This is a genomic window from Brevibacillus sp. HB1.1 (assembly GCF_013332445.1).
GTDB lineage: Bacteria > Bacillota > Bacilli > Brevibacillales > Brevibacillaceae > Brevibacillus > Brevibacillus porteri.
This window is the reverse complement of sequence record NZ_JABMIV010000014.1, coordinates 53,422-68,534: the sequence shown is the minus strand read 5'-3', so window position 1 is coordinate 68,534 and position 15,113 is coordinate 53,422. Positions and strand designations below refer to the sequence as shown.

Below are 15,113 nucleotides of genomic sequence, written 5' to 3'. Positions count from 1 at the left end.
TTCTCTTCGCAGCCACACTACTCATGAAAATCAAGTCCCGATCTTACTTCTTTCACATACCCTGCCCGAATAACGAAATCTCCGAAGTGCTCGCCATCCTCACGTTCCTTCGCATACCGATTTAAAATTGGCCGCAGTTCATTTAATATTTCTGCTTCTCCGATGTTTTCACGATACAGCTTGTTCAATCGATTGCCGGAGAAACCACCGCCCAAATACATGTTGTATTTACCGACAGCCTTCCCAATAAAAGAAATTTCTGCGAGTGCAGGTCTTGCGCATCCATTTGGGCATCCTGTCATGCGAATGACGATCTCCTCATCGCGCAAACCCGCCTCATCCAAGATCAGCTCGACCTCATCCAGCAGTGTAGGCAAATAACGCTCCGCTTCAGCCATCGCGAGTCCGCAAGTCGGCAACGAAACACAAGCCATGGAGTTTCTCCGCAGTGCAGAATAGGAAGTTCCATCGGTGAGCCCGTATGCTTGAATGATCTGTTCGATTTCCGGCTTCTTTTCACTGGTGACATTTCCAATGAGGAGATTTTGATTCGGCGTCAGGCGGAAATCCCCTGTATGCACCTTGGCAATCTCCCGCAAGCCGGACTTCAGGAGATAGTTGTCCTCGTCTTTTACACGGCCATTCTGAATGAAAAGGGTAAAATGCCAGTTATCGTCACTCCCTTTCACCCAGCCATAGCGATCGCCATTATGCTCGAAGTGATAGGAGCGTGCCTTCTCCAGCTCCCAGCCCAGTCGTTGCTCCAGTTCATGGATAAACCATTCGATACCGCGGTCGTCGATTGTATATTTGAATCGAGCGTGCTTCCGCACCGCGCGATCTCCGTAGTCTCTCTGGATCATGACCGTTTTCTCGGCGACATCCAAGACTTGTTCCGGTGTGACGAAGCCGATCACCCGCGCCACCTGCGGATACGTTTTTGGATCGCCGTGGGTCATTCCCATTCCACCTCCGACCGCAACGTTGAAGCCCAGCAGTCGACCGTCCTCATGAATAGCGATAAAGCCCAAGTCCTGAGAAAAAACGTCCACATCGTTGGCAGGCGGTACGGCGATGCCGATCTTAAACTTGCGTGGTAAATAAACAGGCCCATAGATCGGTTCTTGCTCTTCCCCATCCCGACTGTCGACAACCTTTTCTTCATCCAGCCAGATTTCATGATAGGCGCGGGTACGGGGATCGAGATGATTGCTTATTTTTTTTGCCCATTCGTAAACCTCTTGATGAACTTCCGACTGGTACGGATTCGGGTTGCACATGACGTTGCGGTTGACGTCCCCACAAGCAGCCAGTGTACTAAGCAAGGCTTCGTTTACTTCTTGAATCACCTGCTTCATATTCCACTTGATCACGCCATGCAGTTGGAAAGACTGACGAGTCGTCAGGCGAATCGTTCCATTGGCAAACTGCTGGGCGATATCGTCCATCATGAGCCATTGCTCTGGTGTGACAACGCCACCAGCGGCACGCACGCGCACCATGAATTGATAGGCCGGCTCCAGCTTCTGTTTGCTCCGTTCGTTACGAAGATCCCTGTCATCCTGCATGTAGCTGCCATGGAATTTCATCAGGCGGTTATCATCCTCAGGGATGGACCCTGTAATTTTGTCTTCCAGTGTTTCCACCAGGCTCCCCCGCAAGTAATCGCTTTTGCGTTTAATGTCTTCTACATCGCTGTGAGGAGCACTGTTTGGCGAAAGCAAATGATTTTCTGACATGGTTTCATCTCCCCTCTCATTCTTTCTCAAAAATCAGTAGACATCTCGCTGATAGCGTTTTTCCTGCTGCATCCGCTTCAAATACGCAACAGCTTCCTCTGAATGGAGTCCACCCTCTTGTTGGAGAATGGTGACCATCGCTGCGTGAACATCGTGCGCCATCTTTTTCTCGTCTCCGCATACGTATACGTGCGCCCCATCTTGTAGCCATTGATAGAGCTCCTTGCTCTTCTCAAGCATCCGGTGCTGAACATACACTTTTTCGCTTGTATCTCGAGAGAACGCGACATCCAAGTGCGTTAGTACGCCTTTTTTGAGCCAACGCTGCCATTCGAGCTGATAGAGAAAATCTGTGGAGAAATGCTGGTCACCAAAGAAAAGCCATGTCTTGCCCGTCGCCCCAAGCTCCTCCCGTTCTCCCAGGAAGGCACGGAATGGAGCGACACCCGTGCCGGGACCAATCATGATCAGCGGGGCGTCCGGGTTAACCGGGAGCTTAAAGTTGGGGTTATGCTGTACAAATACTGGCAGCGTATCACCCGTCTCCAAACGATCCGCGATATAGCTCGAACAAACGCCGTAACGATCTCGGCCATAAGCCTGATAGTGAACATTGCGAATTGTCAGATGAACCTCGTCTGGGTAGGACATTGAGCTGCTTGAGATCGAATAGAGTCGCGGCGGCAGCTTTCTAAGTATGGAGACAAATTCTTTGGAAGGCACGCCTTTAAAATCGTAATCCTCCACCAGGTCCAGCAAATCCCGATTTCGAACATAATCGCGAAGCTCTTGCTCTCGCCCTTCCGCAAGCAGTTCCTGCAACCCGTTTCCTGATGATAGCTTTACTGCTTGTTCCAAGAGAGGCTTGGTGAGAACCGTAATTTCAAAATGGCTGGACAAGGCCTCTTCCAGCGTGCGCTCTTCCCCGTTTTTATGAATGGGAACGAGCTCTTCCGCCTTCCAACCCATCGTGTCAATCAGCTCACGGACAAGGTCAGGATGATTTTTGGGATAGATCCCCAAACAGTCACCCGGTTCATACTCGAGATTGGAACCCTCAAGGGAGATTTCCAAGTGGCGGGTTTCCTTATCTGATCCGCGTCCGTTCAGATTCAAGCTCTCCAAGACCACAGCCTGAAACGGATTCGACCGAGAATATTCGGTTTGTGACCCTGTCCCGATCACTGCACCGCCGACGATCGCGCTTGCAGCAGCAACCTGGGTTGCCGAAGTTTCACTGAGAGAAGCCAGGACCTGATTCATCCATTCAGAGGCTTGCTCGTCGTAATCCACATCGCAATCGACCCGGGGAGTAAGACGCTTGCCGCCTAGCTCTTCTAACCGCTTATCGAACTCTTTGCCAGTTTGGCAGAATAATTCATAAGAGGTGTCGCCTAATGCCAGCACGGAAAACCGCAGGCCCACCAATTGCGGCGCTCTTTTGCTGTGCAGGAATTCATGGAAGGAGATGGCATTGTCCGGTGGTTCACCATCCCCGTGTGTGCTTACCACAACAAGCAGATTTTCAACCTTTTTCAACGCATTCGTCTTGAAGTCGCTCATGGAGGAAAGAGTTGCATGGAAGCCGTGCTCCTGAAGCTTTCCGGTCAGCACCTTGGCCAACTTTTGGCTGTTTCCGGACTGAGATCCGAAAAGCACTGTCACCTCTTTGGAAATGACTGCCCCATTCGCAGCTGAAGCGGCTTGAAACCCAGCGGCCATCGGTGCCTCCACTTTGTGAAGAGCTGCAAGATACCCGCTCAGCCAAACCTTTTGCACCTCCGAAAGCGTGGGCAGCAACCGATTTAGGAGCTCTACTTGTTCCTGACTGAAAGGACTGTCTGTCACCTTAAGTACCAACGATATGCACCTCACAAGAGAAAAAATTAATTCCGAGTATTCTTATATGATTATTTACTTTAAGCTACCACAGTAAGTAGAACCCGAGCAATTGGAATTCGTTATTATGATCATAAGCTTTACTAATCATTGGAAAACTGCATAAAGAACCCCGATCCTAAGATAAAGAACCGGGGTTTTCTTCACTCAAATTCTTATGAGTCTCGACTCTATGTAGTGGCTACCAGGAATTCCTCGCCGCTTGGCAGCGAAAGACCATCGGTGCGGCCGCCGAAGTAGCGCTGGTTAAGTTCTGCCGAGAATACATGCTGGACTTCTCGGAAACCAGCCTCGCGGGCCAGTGCCAACATCTCCGGCGGTGTGAAGAAGCTGATAAAAGGCGTGCCGCTTGCTCGCGCTCCCTTCTCCGCCTCTTCAACCTCAGGTCGCTTCTCGGTTTTTGTGACGTTAAAGGGGAGCAAGAACGTCATGGCCAGCGTGGAGCCTGGAGCAAGCGTCGCTACTTGGCGCAACGTAGCCACAATCGCATCCGTGGTGAGGTATTGGGTGACGCCGGTGGATGCCACTACAGCTGGTTGGCTAGCGTCAAAGCCAGCGACCTTCAGCTGCTCCCACCAAGACCCGCCTACTTCGAAGTCAACAGGCACGAGTCGATGCCACTCGGGGATGCCAAAGCCAAGCTCGAGCAGGCGTTGCCTCTTCCAGCTCTGCGTGTCTGGCTGGTCAACCTCGAAAATTCGCATCTGGGAGGCGATCTCCGGTCGGCGCTGAGCAAAAGTGTCGAGGCCAGCTCCGAGGATGACGTACTGCGTGACGCCGTGATCGAGCTGTTCGGTGACCAAATCTTCTATAAAACGGGCACGGGCCACGATAGATGCTCGGAATCCGCTCGTGCTCTCTGGGTCCATGTCAGGGCGTTGGCGCCATTCGTCTTCCGGGACCGCCAGTCGCAGACCGATCTCGTCTTCTAGCACATGCGGTGGTGAATCGTTCTGTACATGCAATGCCCGCCACAACGCGACCCGTACCGCCGTGTGGTCTGGCACCGTATTTTCCTTATCATGCATGGCTGCTGTCTCTCCTATTAAATACAAAATGTCCGATTTTAATATGCTCCAATTTAATAGAACAATCCTGCCAAATAGCAATTCAATACCTCTAGACCACCCTCCTCCAAAAACTTGCCGCCTATCGGCGAAAAAATTGAAAAAGGAGTACACCGCGGCATGCTCCCTTGTTGATTTGCTTACCTGCTACCCACTGGAATACTCTGGGCAAAACGAAACACATTATGCGGATCGTACTTTCGTTTCACTCGCTTTAATCTGGCAAAGTTCACACCATAATACGCCTCAGGCCAGTTCTTGATCTGTAAATCAGGAAAGTTCACATAATCCCCAACAACGAAGGGACGTAGCGCTCTGCGGAACCTTTTCACCCACTGGATATTTCGTTGCTGCTCGCTGTCGTTCCTCCATCGCGCCGACAGCTCATAGATCGTCTCTGCCTTCCGATGAGGATAAGCCGTTGCGGTTGGGGAGACTCGGCTCACCGCGCTTCCTGCACCACCCAAGCTTTGACACCATACGGTAGAATGCCTGTTGGGGGCTTTGGACAGGAAATTGCGGATGATCCGTACTCCTTCACGAGGCAAAGGCTGAAATCCGAAAGCCCCGGTTATTTTAAACTTCGGCTCCAGATTCAGGTCCGCTTCGGCAAAAAATCTGGTTGCTTCGATAAAAGGCACTGTCCGCACCATCACCTTCACCGGAGTTCCTGCTTGTAGCAAAGGTCTGATCAATCGCCGCAGCTCCTTTGCACCGCCTAGTAATTGCCCGGTAGACACGATGGTACCCACTTGCTTGGAAGCCACCTCGATGGTTGAAGTTAAGCGGTTCGTGACAGACGGTGCCCAGCGCTGCCAAGTCGGGAATACCTTCTTCAGATCGCGCCATTTCCAGGTAATGCTGTAGATGGAGACATCCTGGATAGGCCGTACCCGCAACGTAAAGTCTGTAGCAATGCCAAAGTTCCCTCCCCCACCACCTCGTGATGCCCAGAGCAGATCGGAATGCTTCTTCTTATTTGCCACGATCGTCTTCGCCCCAAGCCGTCCCGATGCTACGACCATCTTCACCTGTTTCAGGTTATCGCAGGTAAGGCCATACTTACGGGACAAGAGTCCAATCCCGCCGCCAAGGGTAAGCCCCCCAACTCCCACGTCGGGTGCAGTCCCAGCCGGGAGTGCCACACGCTCATTCCACAGCTTCCTGTACACGCGGGCAAGCGGATTGCCTGTCTGCACATGAGCCACCATATTCTTGCGATCCACCTTCACCTTATCCATCTCGCTCACATCGATGATAATCCCGCCATTTACAGCAGAAAAGCCTTCATAGCTGTGCCGCCCGCTACGCGCTCGCAGCCGTACACCCCGCTCACGAGCCCATTTGACTGCGTTGATCACATCCTGCGTTCGTCTGCAAAAAACGATGACCCTTGGAAACTTGGAAAAGCGCCTGTTGAACTCCATTCTGGCCGTATTGTAAGACGGGTTGCCCGGCAACACAATTCTACCGGTCAAACGTGTACCTGCTTTTTTCCGTTTTTGTGCCATCGAATGTCACCCACCTCGTTCATGGAGTAAGCTTTTCTCATCTGCTTATTCCTATGTGGGGACACTAGACCTGGTAACGGCACATGCCTTACACCCACATTATTCTGAAAGAAAAGAAGGCGCCGCAGCACCTTTCTCGCATTCCTCCAATAAATTGGGAGCAAATCTAGTATGCGATTCGTGAACAGAATAGCCCTCACAAAATGTGTTACACTACTATAAGCAACCAATTATATGAATATCCATGAATGGCTTCTTGGGGGCAAGTGATGAAACCATTGATAGTACGGACGATTCCCGGTGGAATCATAACCATCCTGATCTTTTATCTGGATTACTTCCCATTTAACCTTGTTGAAAAATTTCTCATGTTTGCGGCTTTCGTCATTGTGCCTCTTGTGATTGGAGTTTTGCGCTATGACGAAAAGAATAAACATCAACGGAGTATTTTTGCTGCTATCAAGCTACTTCAATTTCCCGCAGCGCTTCTCGCCTTAGCCTCTGTAATGGGCAGCAAGACGTGGGGGCTGGGAAGCACAGCAATACCGGGGACCCTCTCGCTCGGGTGGCTACTGTTCACATTCCTGCTCGGCATCTATGGCCTGACCATTATTATGAATCGCAAGGGAAGAACAGAGGAAATCGCGATTGGCGCGGGGCTCGTTTACTTTTTTATCGGGGGCATTTGGTTCACCCTCTATCAGTATCAGTTTGACCTCTTCCAGGCTAAGCCCGCAACGCACGCCCTGAGTTCACTCCACTTTCATTTCTCATCTGCCATTGTACCGATTTTTATCGGTCTACTGGGACGGGTTATGACGAAGAAAAGCTGGTATCCTTGGGTCGTTGCTGTCGATATCATTGGACCTATTCTGATCGCTATCGGTATTATTTTCTCGAAGCCGATTGAGTATATTGGCGTCACCTTGTTCGCCTGTAATATTGCGATTTACACGACTTATCTGCTTGGTTACTTGAAAAGAGGTTCTTTGCTCAATAAGTCCAACTTCTTTTTAGTCCTTTCTTGCATTTCCTTTTACACGATTGTTGTAGTTTCCATTTGCTATCCGTTATTGAAGAACATGTTTTCTTTAACCATACACGATTTCATTCCGATTTACGGATCGCTGCATGCGTTTGGGTTTGTTTTATGTGGCCTGATTGGATGGGCGTATATGATAGATTCTCTTAATTTACGAAAATGAAAAAAGGTCATTCCCCCCGACCGTTTGGCCGATGGGGAGTAACCTTCTTAGATAAAAACCTATTCGTCACAACCAACTGTACCTGCAGGAGGAACTGTAATTTGTTGTGTAGCTGTAATTAATAACTGTTGTGTTTGTAACACTTTTACAGTTAGATCTAAGACAATTTTTTCAGTCAGGCTAGTAAACGTTCCTTCAGGTGTTGCTGTAACCGGTGAAAAATCAAGTTCATAGAAGTTGGCAGCTACCAACTCACCAAATGGTTGTTCGTTGTATTTAACGAGATTTTGGAAGAAATTTTTATCCAAACGTGGAATCTGGCCATCATTCTCATTGAGGAAAAATGCTTTACTCGCCTCAGAGACACCAATAATGGGCCTTGTTAAAAATGTTCTGATGTCAGCAAAACCTGTGAAAGAAACATCCGCAATTGTATCTTGAAGTGCTCCAGTACATGCAGCAGTAGCATATTCAATATTTTTACGAATGAATCCTGCTACAAATAACTTGGCTCTTGTAACATTGAAAAAGTCAGTAGTACCAATACGCTGAAATGCGACAGGAACAAGTTTAACCTGATTGAGAAATACATGTTTAACCACTCTCTTAATCTCGGTTGCTGGTGGGTTAAGTGGAATATTTGCTTCTACAACGATTTGAAGTGTTGGCTCTACAAGTACAACTGGAACTTTAATGGTTGGTAAAGCTGCTTGAGAAATGATCGTGGTTGGTTCGACGGTTAATGGATTTTGTTCTGTCGAAAACACTGGACATGCGGGGGTCACTTGATTTGGATTGACATTGCTCATAATTGGAAATCAACTCCAATTTTCAATTTGAGTTTTTTAAACTCGATATCACTATATTCCGCATTCCTTTTTAAGTAAGGGCAATTCTCTTAGACAACATACCCATTTTACTTGAGTCGGTGTTTGATTCCGTTATTTCCTAAATTTTAGTGCCATCACAACTGATTCGAACCGGTTGAATTTGTAGTATGTGAACAATTAATTCTACTGCAATTTTTTGATGTAATTGATAAAAATTCAATACTGACTCTTTTTGAACTGTAGTACCATTTGTTTTGTCCGCGACAGAATACTCGATATTTTGATGGATATACCCCTCCAGGAATAAATCTCCTTCCCGGGCTTTCCTTGTTCCTTCCCCTAATGATGGATGAAATTGAGTAGGAACCAATCTGCACTCTTTAAGGATTACCTCATTTGAGATTCCTTTAATACCCAGTATCTCTTCTTCAAACATAATATCCTCATCTAGAGGTATTTCAACCTTATATTCTCCAACTATAACTGGTACCCTGATATTTATGAAATGATGAGTAGGACAGGATATATGATTTGTTTCTGCTGAAATTGTATCTGGCGAGTCATGAATGGGAGCTGCAAAAGTATGATAAAGATTATCTTGTTTATTCATATTACACGCATGAACAGTAGTAGTTAAAAATATACTTCCAGAAATTTTAGAATGAATTAAACGACCAAAAATCTCCTCCTGATAATGAGCTGTACTATTGACTAGCTTTGTATCTAATTGAGGTTGTTGTTTATTATTTAGGTCTATAAATTCAATTGTATTTTGATCTATACCGCCAAAAATGGGGGGATGAAGAAAATCTTTAATTTTTACAATAGTCGAAAATGGGCTTTTGTTTGTTAGCGAATAGATTCTTCCACGTTTAGGCGATTCGATTTGCGGATCATTAGTCGGTTCATCGACTTGCTCACTCTGAGAAACTTGCTCAATATCTTTGGAATCCTTCACTTCCATACCATTATCAGAAACAGAAAACTCATCGTCTTGAGAGTTGTGGTTACAATCAAAATGCTTATCTATTTGACAATAATGATAGTTTCCAGCTCTGCGATTTTTCACATCCGTTAGCTGTTTGCCATCATTCTTTTTATTTTTTTTGAGACGGATTTCTTTTTTTGGCGGTACCTTAGTGTTTTTACTATTCTTTTGTTTTAAACTGATCTGCCCCATCTTCGCATAATTTATCCATGGAGTTTTCACAATATTTCACTCCCAAATAAAGAAAATCATCGTTATATTAATATATGCTGTAATAGTGTTTTTGCCCTTAGGCTAATATATATATTGAAGATGTATTCTTATATAAGAGCTCTCCGATCAACCGTTTTAAAGGCTGACTCCTAATTCCTCTTAAGTGGCACGAGATTCGCTTGGAAGACCCTGTATGCTGGAGACCGTATTTTCCTCGCCCTGTCCGCGGTTCGGGAAGGTAAGAACTGTGGCGGCTGCTTCCCCGGTAAGGTCGCCTCGGTTCATTCAAACAACAAAGAGCCCACGCTCGACGCGGGTTCTTCTTGTATTTCATTCTATGGAGGTCTCCTCACAACTTCAAACAGCGCCTCATTTACTCCGGCGATAGAGATCGATGCTTTTAAAGCCCGCAGCCAAGATCGCCATCATTTCAGCTCGGCGCTTTGCCCGTGTCCCCTCTTGTACGGCACTATATACATACCGAGCCCAATCCTTTTGGTACCCAGGCGTGAGAGATTGGTAAAAAGCGAGCTCTTTTGGCGCATGACGCAAATCCTCTTCTATTTTCGGAACAAAGTCTATATAATCATCGACGCATTGACTCGGCTTAGATGAAGCTTTTGCCGCCTTCTTTTTCTCATTTTTAAACCCGACAACCGTAAATACTTCATTCATGCCGACCATTCGATTAAATTTGATCGTGCTTGTCCCGATATAGCCATCTTCGTCGGCTCCTAATCCATCGAATAACTCATCCCGATGGATATAAGTCGGATAGACTTTATTCCCCTTCTTGGGATAAGCAACGTATAGAAGCCCTCCCTCCAATAAATGGCTGTGGTCGATTACCTTCTTCATCAGCTCCTGCAAGGACTTCATATCCAGTACGAAAGCAAAAATCATCTCATATTGTACGTCTTTCAACTCATGGTCCGCTTCTTTCAGAACGGCTAAGCTCTCCTCACCCTCCGGTGTATGTAAGACAGCCGTTTTTTGATATTTTTGCAGGTTCAGCTTCTCAATGATTGTTTTCGACATGATGGATCTTCTCCTTTGATTTCATGGTACGGCTCGGAGCCAAGCCTGCCTTACTTTCCACATTCGCAGAGTTTCTCTTCATGTGTTCTGTGTTTCCGTTCTACTATTATACCGCTAAAGTTAAAAACTACATGAATGGAGGCAACAGGCTTTTCTCCAACTGGTCGTTTCTATAAAAAAGACACATAAAAAAAGCTCCGCCTCTTCGATAAGGCAGAGCTTCAACAACCATTTGTGAATTGATTTGGCCCCCATATAAGGTAACTTCTCCGCCGTTATCACGTGGAGGCTTATCAGTTGACATTTTATGGATGGTAGTGTATAAATTCAAAGCCAATACGAAAGACAGTAAAGGAGGATCTGTATGCACAAAGTGATCAAGATCAAATATACGCTCTTTTACGGTGAAGCGCCTGAAGTAAAATGTTACGGGTACATGGAGTTGAATGAGGATGGCAATATGATCGCGCTCTTCAATAGGTACGGTGAGGAAATAGACATGTATGGCGGACATGAATTTGTTAGGATACGGACACTTGGCTCATTTGATGACGAAGACCGAGATAATTTTTATTCCTTGTTAGAAAATGATGGTGTAGGGTAATAAAGCCTACATCCCATTGTGCTACTAAGTGATTCCCATTAGTATATTATGCAAGGGGGTTGGTTCCGTTGAAAACAGCGAGTGAGATACTTTCGCTAATCAATAATGACAGTTTTTTAGAGAATGTCTTCCATAAAGATGTTGATTGGGACGCTGAATTAGACGCTAGGGATGCTGATGAATTTGATACGGCATGGAGTTCTAGTTACAAAAAAGTTGATGAAATTGCCCCCTCTGAAAATACCGTGATCAAAGAAATTAGGGAATTTGTGTTCAAGCAAACATTTCGGATAACCCAGAATTCAGAGCTGGCAGGGTATGCGTCGGACGACTTTGGTCTCATTTCCAAAGCGTTTGAAAACAAGATTAATATTGAATTTATCAATAGCCTGTGGGATTCCTATCTGCAAGGAAAATTCCCGAATTCCAGTATATGTGAATGAAAATGAAAAAATAAGGAAGGGGCTGTGGCGGTCAGCTCCTTCCTTTACTATTCAATCATTATTTCTTTACCCCAAGCAATGATAAATTCATATGCTTTCCATGAATCCTCTTTCACGCTCTCATTTTACTACTCTATCGTTTCATAACGATTATTCTCCATCGCTTGCTTGATCCATCCATCGATCCGATCCTTAGGCAGCAGGATGTTTCCTCCATAAGCATTATTCTTATGAAAGCCCCAATCTCCATATACGAGCATATGGTACTGACTATTTAATTGTTTTACGAGTCCCCATTCGCCGAGATCTCCCTGTGCACCAGCACTGATAAATAGCCAGTTCCTGTAGTTAAATATGTAAGGATCTCCGAACATCTCAAAACCTTCTAAATAACCTGTGCTCCCATCTCTTTCTGGAAATCTCTCGTTGTAATCCTTAATCATCCATACATCTAAAATCTTTATGCACAACCAAGCTGTAAACTCATTCCGCTCAATGACACGCTCAATGGAACACTGTACAAAAGAAGATTGTTCAATCTCTTCGGGATGCGAATCCCATCCATTAAAACTGGAGAGTACCGGAGTGTACATGATCCAAAAGGGTTCTCCAATCCTCATATGGAAAGGATGGGAAACCTTCACCGTTCTAACCTGACCTTGCTCAGGCGGGCGATCAGAACGCAGCCAATGTCGCTCATCCAACGGAGGAACTTCGTTTTCAGAATCTGACCATTCCATAATATCATTTTCGAAGCCAGCAATATCAAACAGCTCACTTTCCATCCTTATGCGCTCTGATACGCCTTTGCATACCCCGCATGTTAAGGCAACGAGCTCTTGTTCCATTTGCTTCAACTCCACTTGTCACCTTCTGTTTATTTTTCTTACGTGAACCATTTTCTCATACATTGAGTTCGTACTAGTAACAAACACTGGATCGATCCAAGTATTATTGACTGCTGTTATTCAGACTCAGTACCGCCAGTGTTTACTACGCTTCTAGGCTCCACCAACATGATATGGCATTCCTTTTCGGCGAAGGGCTTCTGCTCGGCTCCCCCCGGGACAATAAACATCTCACCCTTGGAAATTTTCACCCGACCATCACGAAAATCTATGAACATCTCTCCTTCGAGTACCATAAATACCTTATCCGTACCTTGATGCTCATGCCATATAAAATCCCCAGCAATCTTAACGAGCTTAAATTGATAGTCATTCATTTCAGCAATGACTTTCGGAGACCAGAGATCGGTGAATGTAGATAGCTCCTCATTCAGATTGATAGCTTGGTAATGCATATTAATCCCTCCTTATTTTTTAACCTGCATAATTTAGAGCTTACGCAAGGCATTTGTTATATTTTGCAAAGCGTATTCGATAGCTAATGGGCCACCAGTAATAGCGGAAGTATCCATTAAATAGACATTGCCTTTCTTCACGGCATTCAGATTATTCCATACCTTACTTTGCTTTAAGTCATTCATTAATATTTCCTTTTTTGTAATGTCACCTATAAGGAAAATGTGGTCTGCTTGAACAGTTGAAATCCCTTCAAACGTCGTAAATTTATTATTCGTACCTTTAAATGTATCATCTGGTGTAAGCCCCAGTCCCTTTTCTTTCTCAAACGCAAGTGTATAGACAGGATTTCCTTCACCTAGAACATTAAAAGTTTTTCCGTCCCAAGACAAAATAAGAGCTACTGACTCTCCTTGAATCGACTTTAATGCTTCACGCCCAGTTGTAATTTCTTTCATCATTTTATTAATGACTTGTTCCGCTTCGTCTTCTTTCCCAATAATTTCGGCTACTGTACGAAGCCCATATTGCCAATTTTCATAGATGTCCTTGGACTTTAACGTAATGACTGGCGCAACTTTTTCTAGTGAATCATACATTTTTTCATGTTGTTCTGTTGCTAAAATATAATCAGGCTCAATAGATAAAATTTTCTCGATACTAGGGGACAATTTGTCTCCTAATTCTTCAGCTGAATCCAACTTTCCACTTAAATAAGATAACGAAGATAGATACTCTTTATCAGTAGAAGCAGCAGGAGGCTCACCTAATGCAACTAATATTTCAGGATAAAAATACCATAATGCAGCCAATTTTTCTGGTTTGTGCTTGATAACAATTTCTTTACCTAACGCATCCTTAAATGTTCTTGGCCAATCAGGTGCATCTGCCTTAACTGCTGATGTAGATGTACTTTCTGTAGTTGATCCTTTATTTTCAGCAGGTGTTTCATTACAACCTGCTAGCATGCCTGCTAATAATAGCATGGGGATTAGCAAGCCTTTCATCTTGTGCATACGCAATTCCTCCGCTACATGATGTTTTCTTTGGCTTACCATCAGTATAGTTAAGTCACTTTTGGTTTAAAATGGATGCCTGTTGAAATTAGCATGGATTATTGATGAACTTCTCTCGATATTCAGTAGGAGAAATACCATATTGTTTCTTGAACACTCTACTAAAATAAAAGGGGTCAGCAATTCCAACAGTTTGCGCAATTTGCTGTACGGGCACATCACTTGTAAATAGCATATTTTGCGCCATCTTTATACGATATTTTAATAAATATTCTGCTGGTCCCATCCCTGCATGTCTTCTAAATACGTAAGAAAGTCGATTTCGATTAACGTTATATTGTTCTGCAAGCGATGCTATTGTAAGGCTTTGATAATAGTATTCATGAATATAAGTAGATACCCGTTCGAATAAAGCATGTGATTCACAGCTATTTTGCCTATTAACAACACATAATAAGGCTTCATTCAGTACATCGCGAAACAGCATTTCGGTCTGAAACATCGAAAGGCCACCACGCTGATTATACACATGCCAAAGACGCATGATTAATTCAATCAGACGAGGGGATTGTCCTGTTGATAATTCAAAATGCTGATGAGAAAAGCTTGACCCTTCTAGTTCTGAATTACATATCCGGTATAAAACAAGGATATACTCCCAGTTGGTGTTACCAAACATTTTTTGAGCTAGTTTCATTTTTGCACCGCCATGCACAACTTTTCCTGGCGAAAGGATATAAGGCGTGCCATTAAATTGAAATTGTACCTTCCCTGTAAGTGGAAACACAAATCCAGGAAAGGAATCTGTATAGTCAGCGTAAGGCACACCTGGATTTCTAGCATATCGATATATTCCTTCTACTTGGAAAGGAATGTGTGCAAAATGCTCTGCTAACTGATCAACGTCGATTTTCATATTGCATACCTCATTTCAATAGTAGTTTGCCGGTAATCCTGAGATGGATCGTTGTACATCCTATTTTCACATTATTGATAACGATTATCATTGTCAACCTATATGAATAATAAAAATGCCGCTACCCGGCTAGTGTTCAAACCGCCGGGTAGCGGCATCAGGTCAGGATGTTTTCAAAAATAGGGGAGTGAGGATCACAAGAAGTAACAAGATCTTCCTTGGTCTGTGTTGTGGTTTCGTCGCCGGACGACACCCGTCCCGATCGTAAGCCTATTTCTATAGCACCTTCCTCCATCACACCTCTACACCCTTCTTCTCACAAATTTTTCGCCATCACTTA

Annotated in this window: 14 protein-coding genes; 3 read left to right on the top strand and 11 right to left on the bottom strand. The window is 44.9% G+C overall.

What is annotated here, in order from left to right:
* Nucleotides 1-17: 17 nt before the first annotated feature.
* The 4 genes from cysI to HPY27_RS26585 form a co-directional block, all read right to left on the bottom strand.
* Nucleotides 18-1,739 carry an assimilatory sulfite reductase (NADPH) hemoprotein subunit gene (cysI, locus tag HPY27_RS26600; RefSeq protein ID WP_174226363.1) on the bottom strand — a complete coding sequence of 574 codons (1,722 nt, stop codon included), beginning with the start codon at nucleotides 1,737-1,739 and terminating at the stop codon, nucleotides 18-20.
* Between the two features lie 33 nt (nucleotides 1,740-1,772).
* Nucleotides 1,773-3,599 carry an assimilatory sulfite reductase (NADPH) flavoprotein subunit gene (locus HPY27_RS26595; RefSeq protein WP_174226362.1) on the bottom strand — a complete coding sequence of 609 codons (1,827 nt, stop codon included), beginning with the start codon at nucleotides 3,597-3,599 and terminating at the stop codon, nucleotides 1,773-1,775.
* 209 nt (nucleotides 3,600-3,808) lie between these two features.
* On the bottom strand, nucleotides 3,809-4,747 hold the full coding sequence (locus tag HPY27_RS26590) for a class I SAM-dependent methyltransferase (RefSeq protein WP_254612999.1): 939 nt from the start codon (nucleotides 4,745-4,747) through the stop codon (nucleotides 3,809-3,811).
* Nucleotides 4,748-4,845: 98 nt separating this feature from the next.
* Nucleotides 4,846-6,216, bottom strand: coding sequence for an FAD-binding oxidoreductase (locus HPY27_RS26585; RefSeq protein WP_174226361.1), 1,371 nt, complete (start codon nucleotides 6,214-6,216; stop codon nucleotides 4,846-4,848).
* A gap of 269 nt (nucleotides 6,217-6,485) precedes the next feature.
* On the opposite strand from HPY27_RS26585, the gene HPY27_RS26580 reads away from it, so the two are divergent.
* Nucleotides 6,486-7,421: a YndJ family transporter gene (locus HPY27_RS26580; RefSeq protein ID WP_174226360.1), complete on the top strand. Its 936-nt coding sequence runs from the start codon at nucleotides 6,486-6,488 to the stop codon at nucleotides 7,419-7,421.
* Between the two features lie 59 nt (nucleotides 7,422-7,480).
* Here HPY27_RS26580 and HPY27_RS26575 read toward each other — a convergent pair whose 3' ends face one another.
* The 3 genes from HPY27_RS26575 to HPY27_RS26565 all read right to left on the bottom strand — a co-directional run bounded on the left by HPY27_RS26575 (nucleotide 7,481) and on the right by HPY27_RS26565 (nucleotide 10,490).
* A complete protein-coding gene (locus HPY27_RS26575) occupies nucleotides 7,481-8,230 on the bottom strand; it encodes a CsxC family protein (RefSeq protein WP_017246791.1) in 750 nt (249 codons plus the stop codon).
* Nucleotides 8,231-8,369: 139 nt separating this feature from the next.
* Nucleotides 8,370-9,461, bottom strand: a complete 1,092-nt coding sequence (locus HPY27_RS26570) for a BC_2427 family protein (protein ID WP_174226359.1) — start codon at nucleotides 9,459-9,461, stop codon at nucleotides 8,370-8,372.
* 360 nt (nucleotides 9,462-9,821) lie between these two features.
* Nucleotides 9,822-10,490 carry a YdeI/OmpD-associated family protein gene (locus HPY27_RS26565; protein WP_174226358.1) on the bottom strand — a complete coding sequence of 223 codons (669 nt, stop codon included), beginning with the start codon at nucleotides 10,488-10,490 and terminating at the stop codon, nucleotides 9,822-9,824.
* 364 nt (nucleotides 10,491-10,854) lie between these two features.
* On the opposite strand from HPY27_RS26565, the gene HPY27_RS26560 reads away from it, so the two are divergent.
* Together HPY27_RS26560 and HPY27_RS26555 are read left to right on the top strand one after the other, a co-directional pair.
* On the top strand, nucleotides 10,855-11,094 hold the full coding sequence (locus HPY27_RS26560; RefSeq protein WP_174226357.1) for a hypothetical protein: 240 nt from the start codon (nucleotides 10,855-10,857) through the stop codon (nucleotides 11,092-11,094).
* Nucleotides 11,095-11,162: 68 nt separating this feature from the next.
* Nucleotides 11,163-11,537, top strand: a complete 375-nt coding sequence (locus HPY27_RS26555; protein WP_017246795.1) for a hypothetical protein — start codon at nucleotides 11,163-11,165, stop codon at nucleotides 11,535-11,537.
* 128 nt (nucleotides 11,538-11,665) lie between these two features.
* Here HPY27_RS26555 and HPY27_RS26550 read toward each other — a convergent pair whose 3' ends face one another.
* The 4 genes from HPY27_RS26550 to HPY27_RS26535 form a co-directional block, all read right to left on the bottom strand.
* Nucleotides 11,666-12,400 (bottom strand): hypothetical protein, encoded by a 735-nt coding sequence (locus HPY27_RS26550; RefSeq protein ID WP_174226356.1) that lies wholly within the window; start codon nucleotides 12,398-12,400, stop codon nucleotides 11,666-11,668.
* A gap of 101 nt (nucleotides 12,401-12,501) precedes the next feature.
* Nucleotides 12,502-12,840, bottom strand: coding sequence for a cupin domain-containing protein (locus tag HPY27_RS26545; protein WP_017246797.1), 339 nt, complete (start codon nucleotides 12,838-12,840; stop codon nucleotides 12,502-12,504).
* A 33-nt stretch (nucleotides 12,841-12,873) separates the two neighbouring features.
* Nucleotides 12,874-13,857 carry an ABC transporter substrate-binding protein gene (locus HPY27_RS26540; protein WP_017246798.1) on the bottom strand — a complete coding sequence of 328 codons (984 nt, stop codon included), beginning with the start codon at nucleotides 13,855-13,857 and terminating at the stop codon, nucleotides 12,874-12,876.
* A gap of 88 nt (nucleotides 13,858-13,945) precedes the next feature.
* Nucleotides 13,946-14,773, bottom strand: a complete 828-nt coding sequence (locus HPY27_RS26535) for a helix-turn-helix transcriptional regulator (RefSeq protein ID WP_017246799.1) — start codon at nucleotides 14,771-14,773, stop codon at nucleotides 13,946-13,948.
* Nucleotides 14,774-15,113 lie beyond the last annotated feature (340 nt).

Excerpts from the sequence above, each read along its gene's own strand:
- HPY27_RS26545 (WP_017246797.1), bottom strand. The coding sequence starts at position 12,840 with ATGCATTACCAAGCTATCAATCTGAATGAGGAGCTATCTACATTCACC.
- HPY27_RS26560 (WP_174226357.1), top strand. The coding sequence starts at position 10,855 with ATGCACAAAGTGATCAAGATCAAATATACGCTCTTTTACGGTGAAGCG.
- HPY27_RS26585 (WP_174226361.1), bottom strand. The coding sequence starts at position 6,216 with ATGGCACAAAAACGGAAAAAAGCAGGTACACGTTTGACCGGTAGAATT.
- cysI (WP_174226363.1), bottom strand. The coding sequence starts at position 1,739 with ATGTCAGAAAATCATTTGCTTTCGCCAAACAGTGCTCCTCACAGCGAT.
- HPY27_RS26580 (WP_174226360.1), top strand. The coding sequence starts at position 6,486 with ATGAAACCATTGATAGTACGGACGATTCCCGGTGGAATCATAACCATC.
- HPY27_RS26565 (WP_174226358.1), bottom strand. The coding sequence starts at position 10,490 with ATGTCGAAAACAATCATTGAGAAGCTGAACCTGCAAAAATATCAAAAA.
- HPY27_RS26535 (WP_017246799.1), bottom strand. The coding sequence starts at position 14,773 with ATGAAAATCGACGTTGATCAGTTAGCAGAGCATTTTGCACACATTCCT.
- HPY27_RS26540 (WP_017246798.1), bottom strand. The coding sequence starts at position 13,857 with ATGCACAAGATGAAAGGCTTGCTAATCCCCATGCTATTATTAGCAGGC.
- HPY27_RS26575 (WP_017246791.1), bottom strand. The coding sequence starts at position 8,230 with ATGAGCAATGTCAATCCAAATCAAGTGACCCCCGCATGTCCAGTGTTT.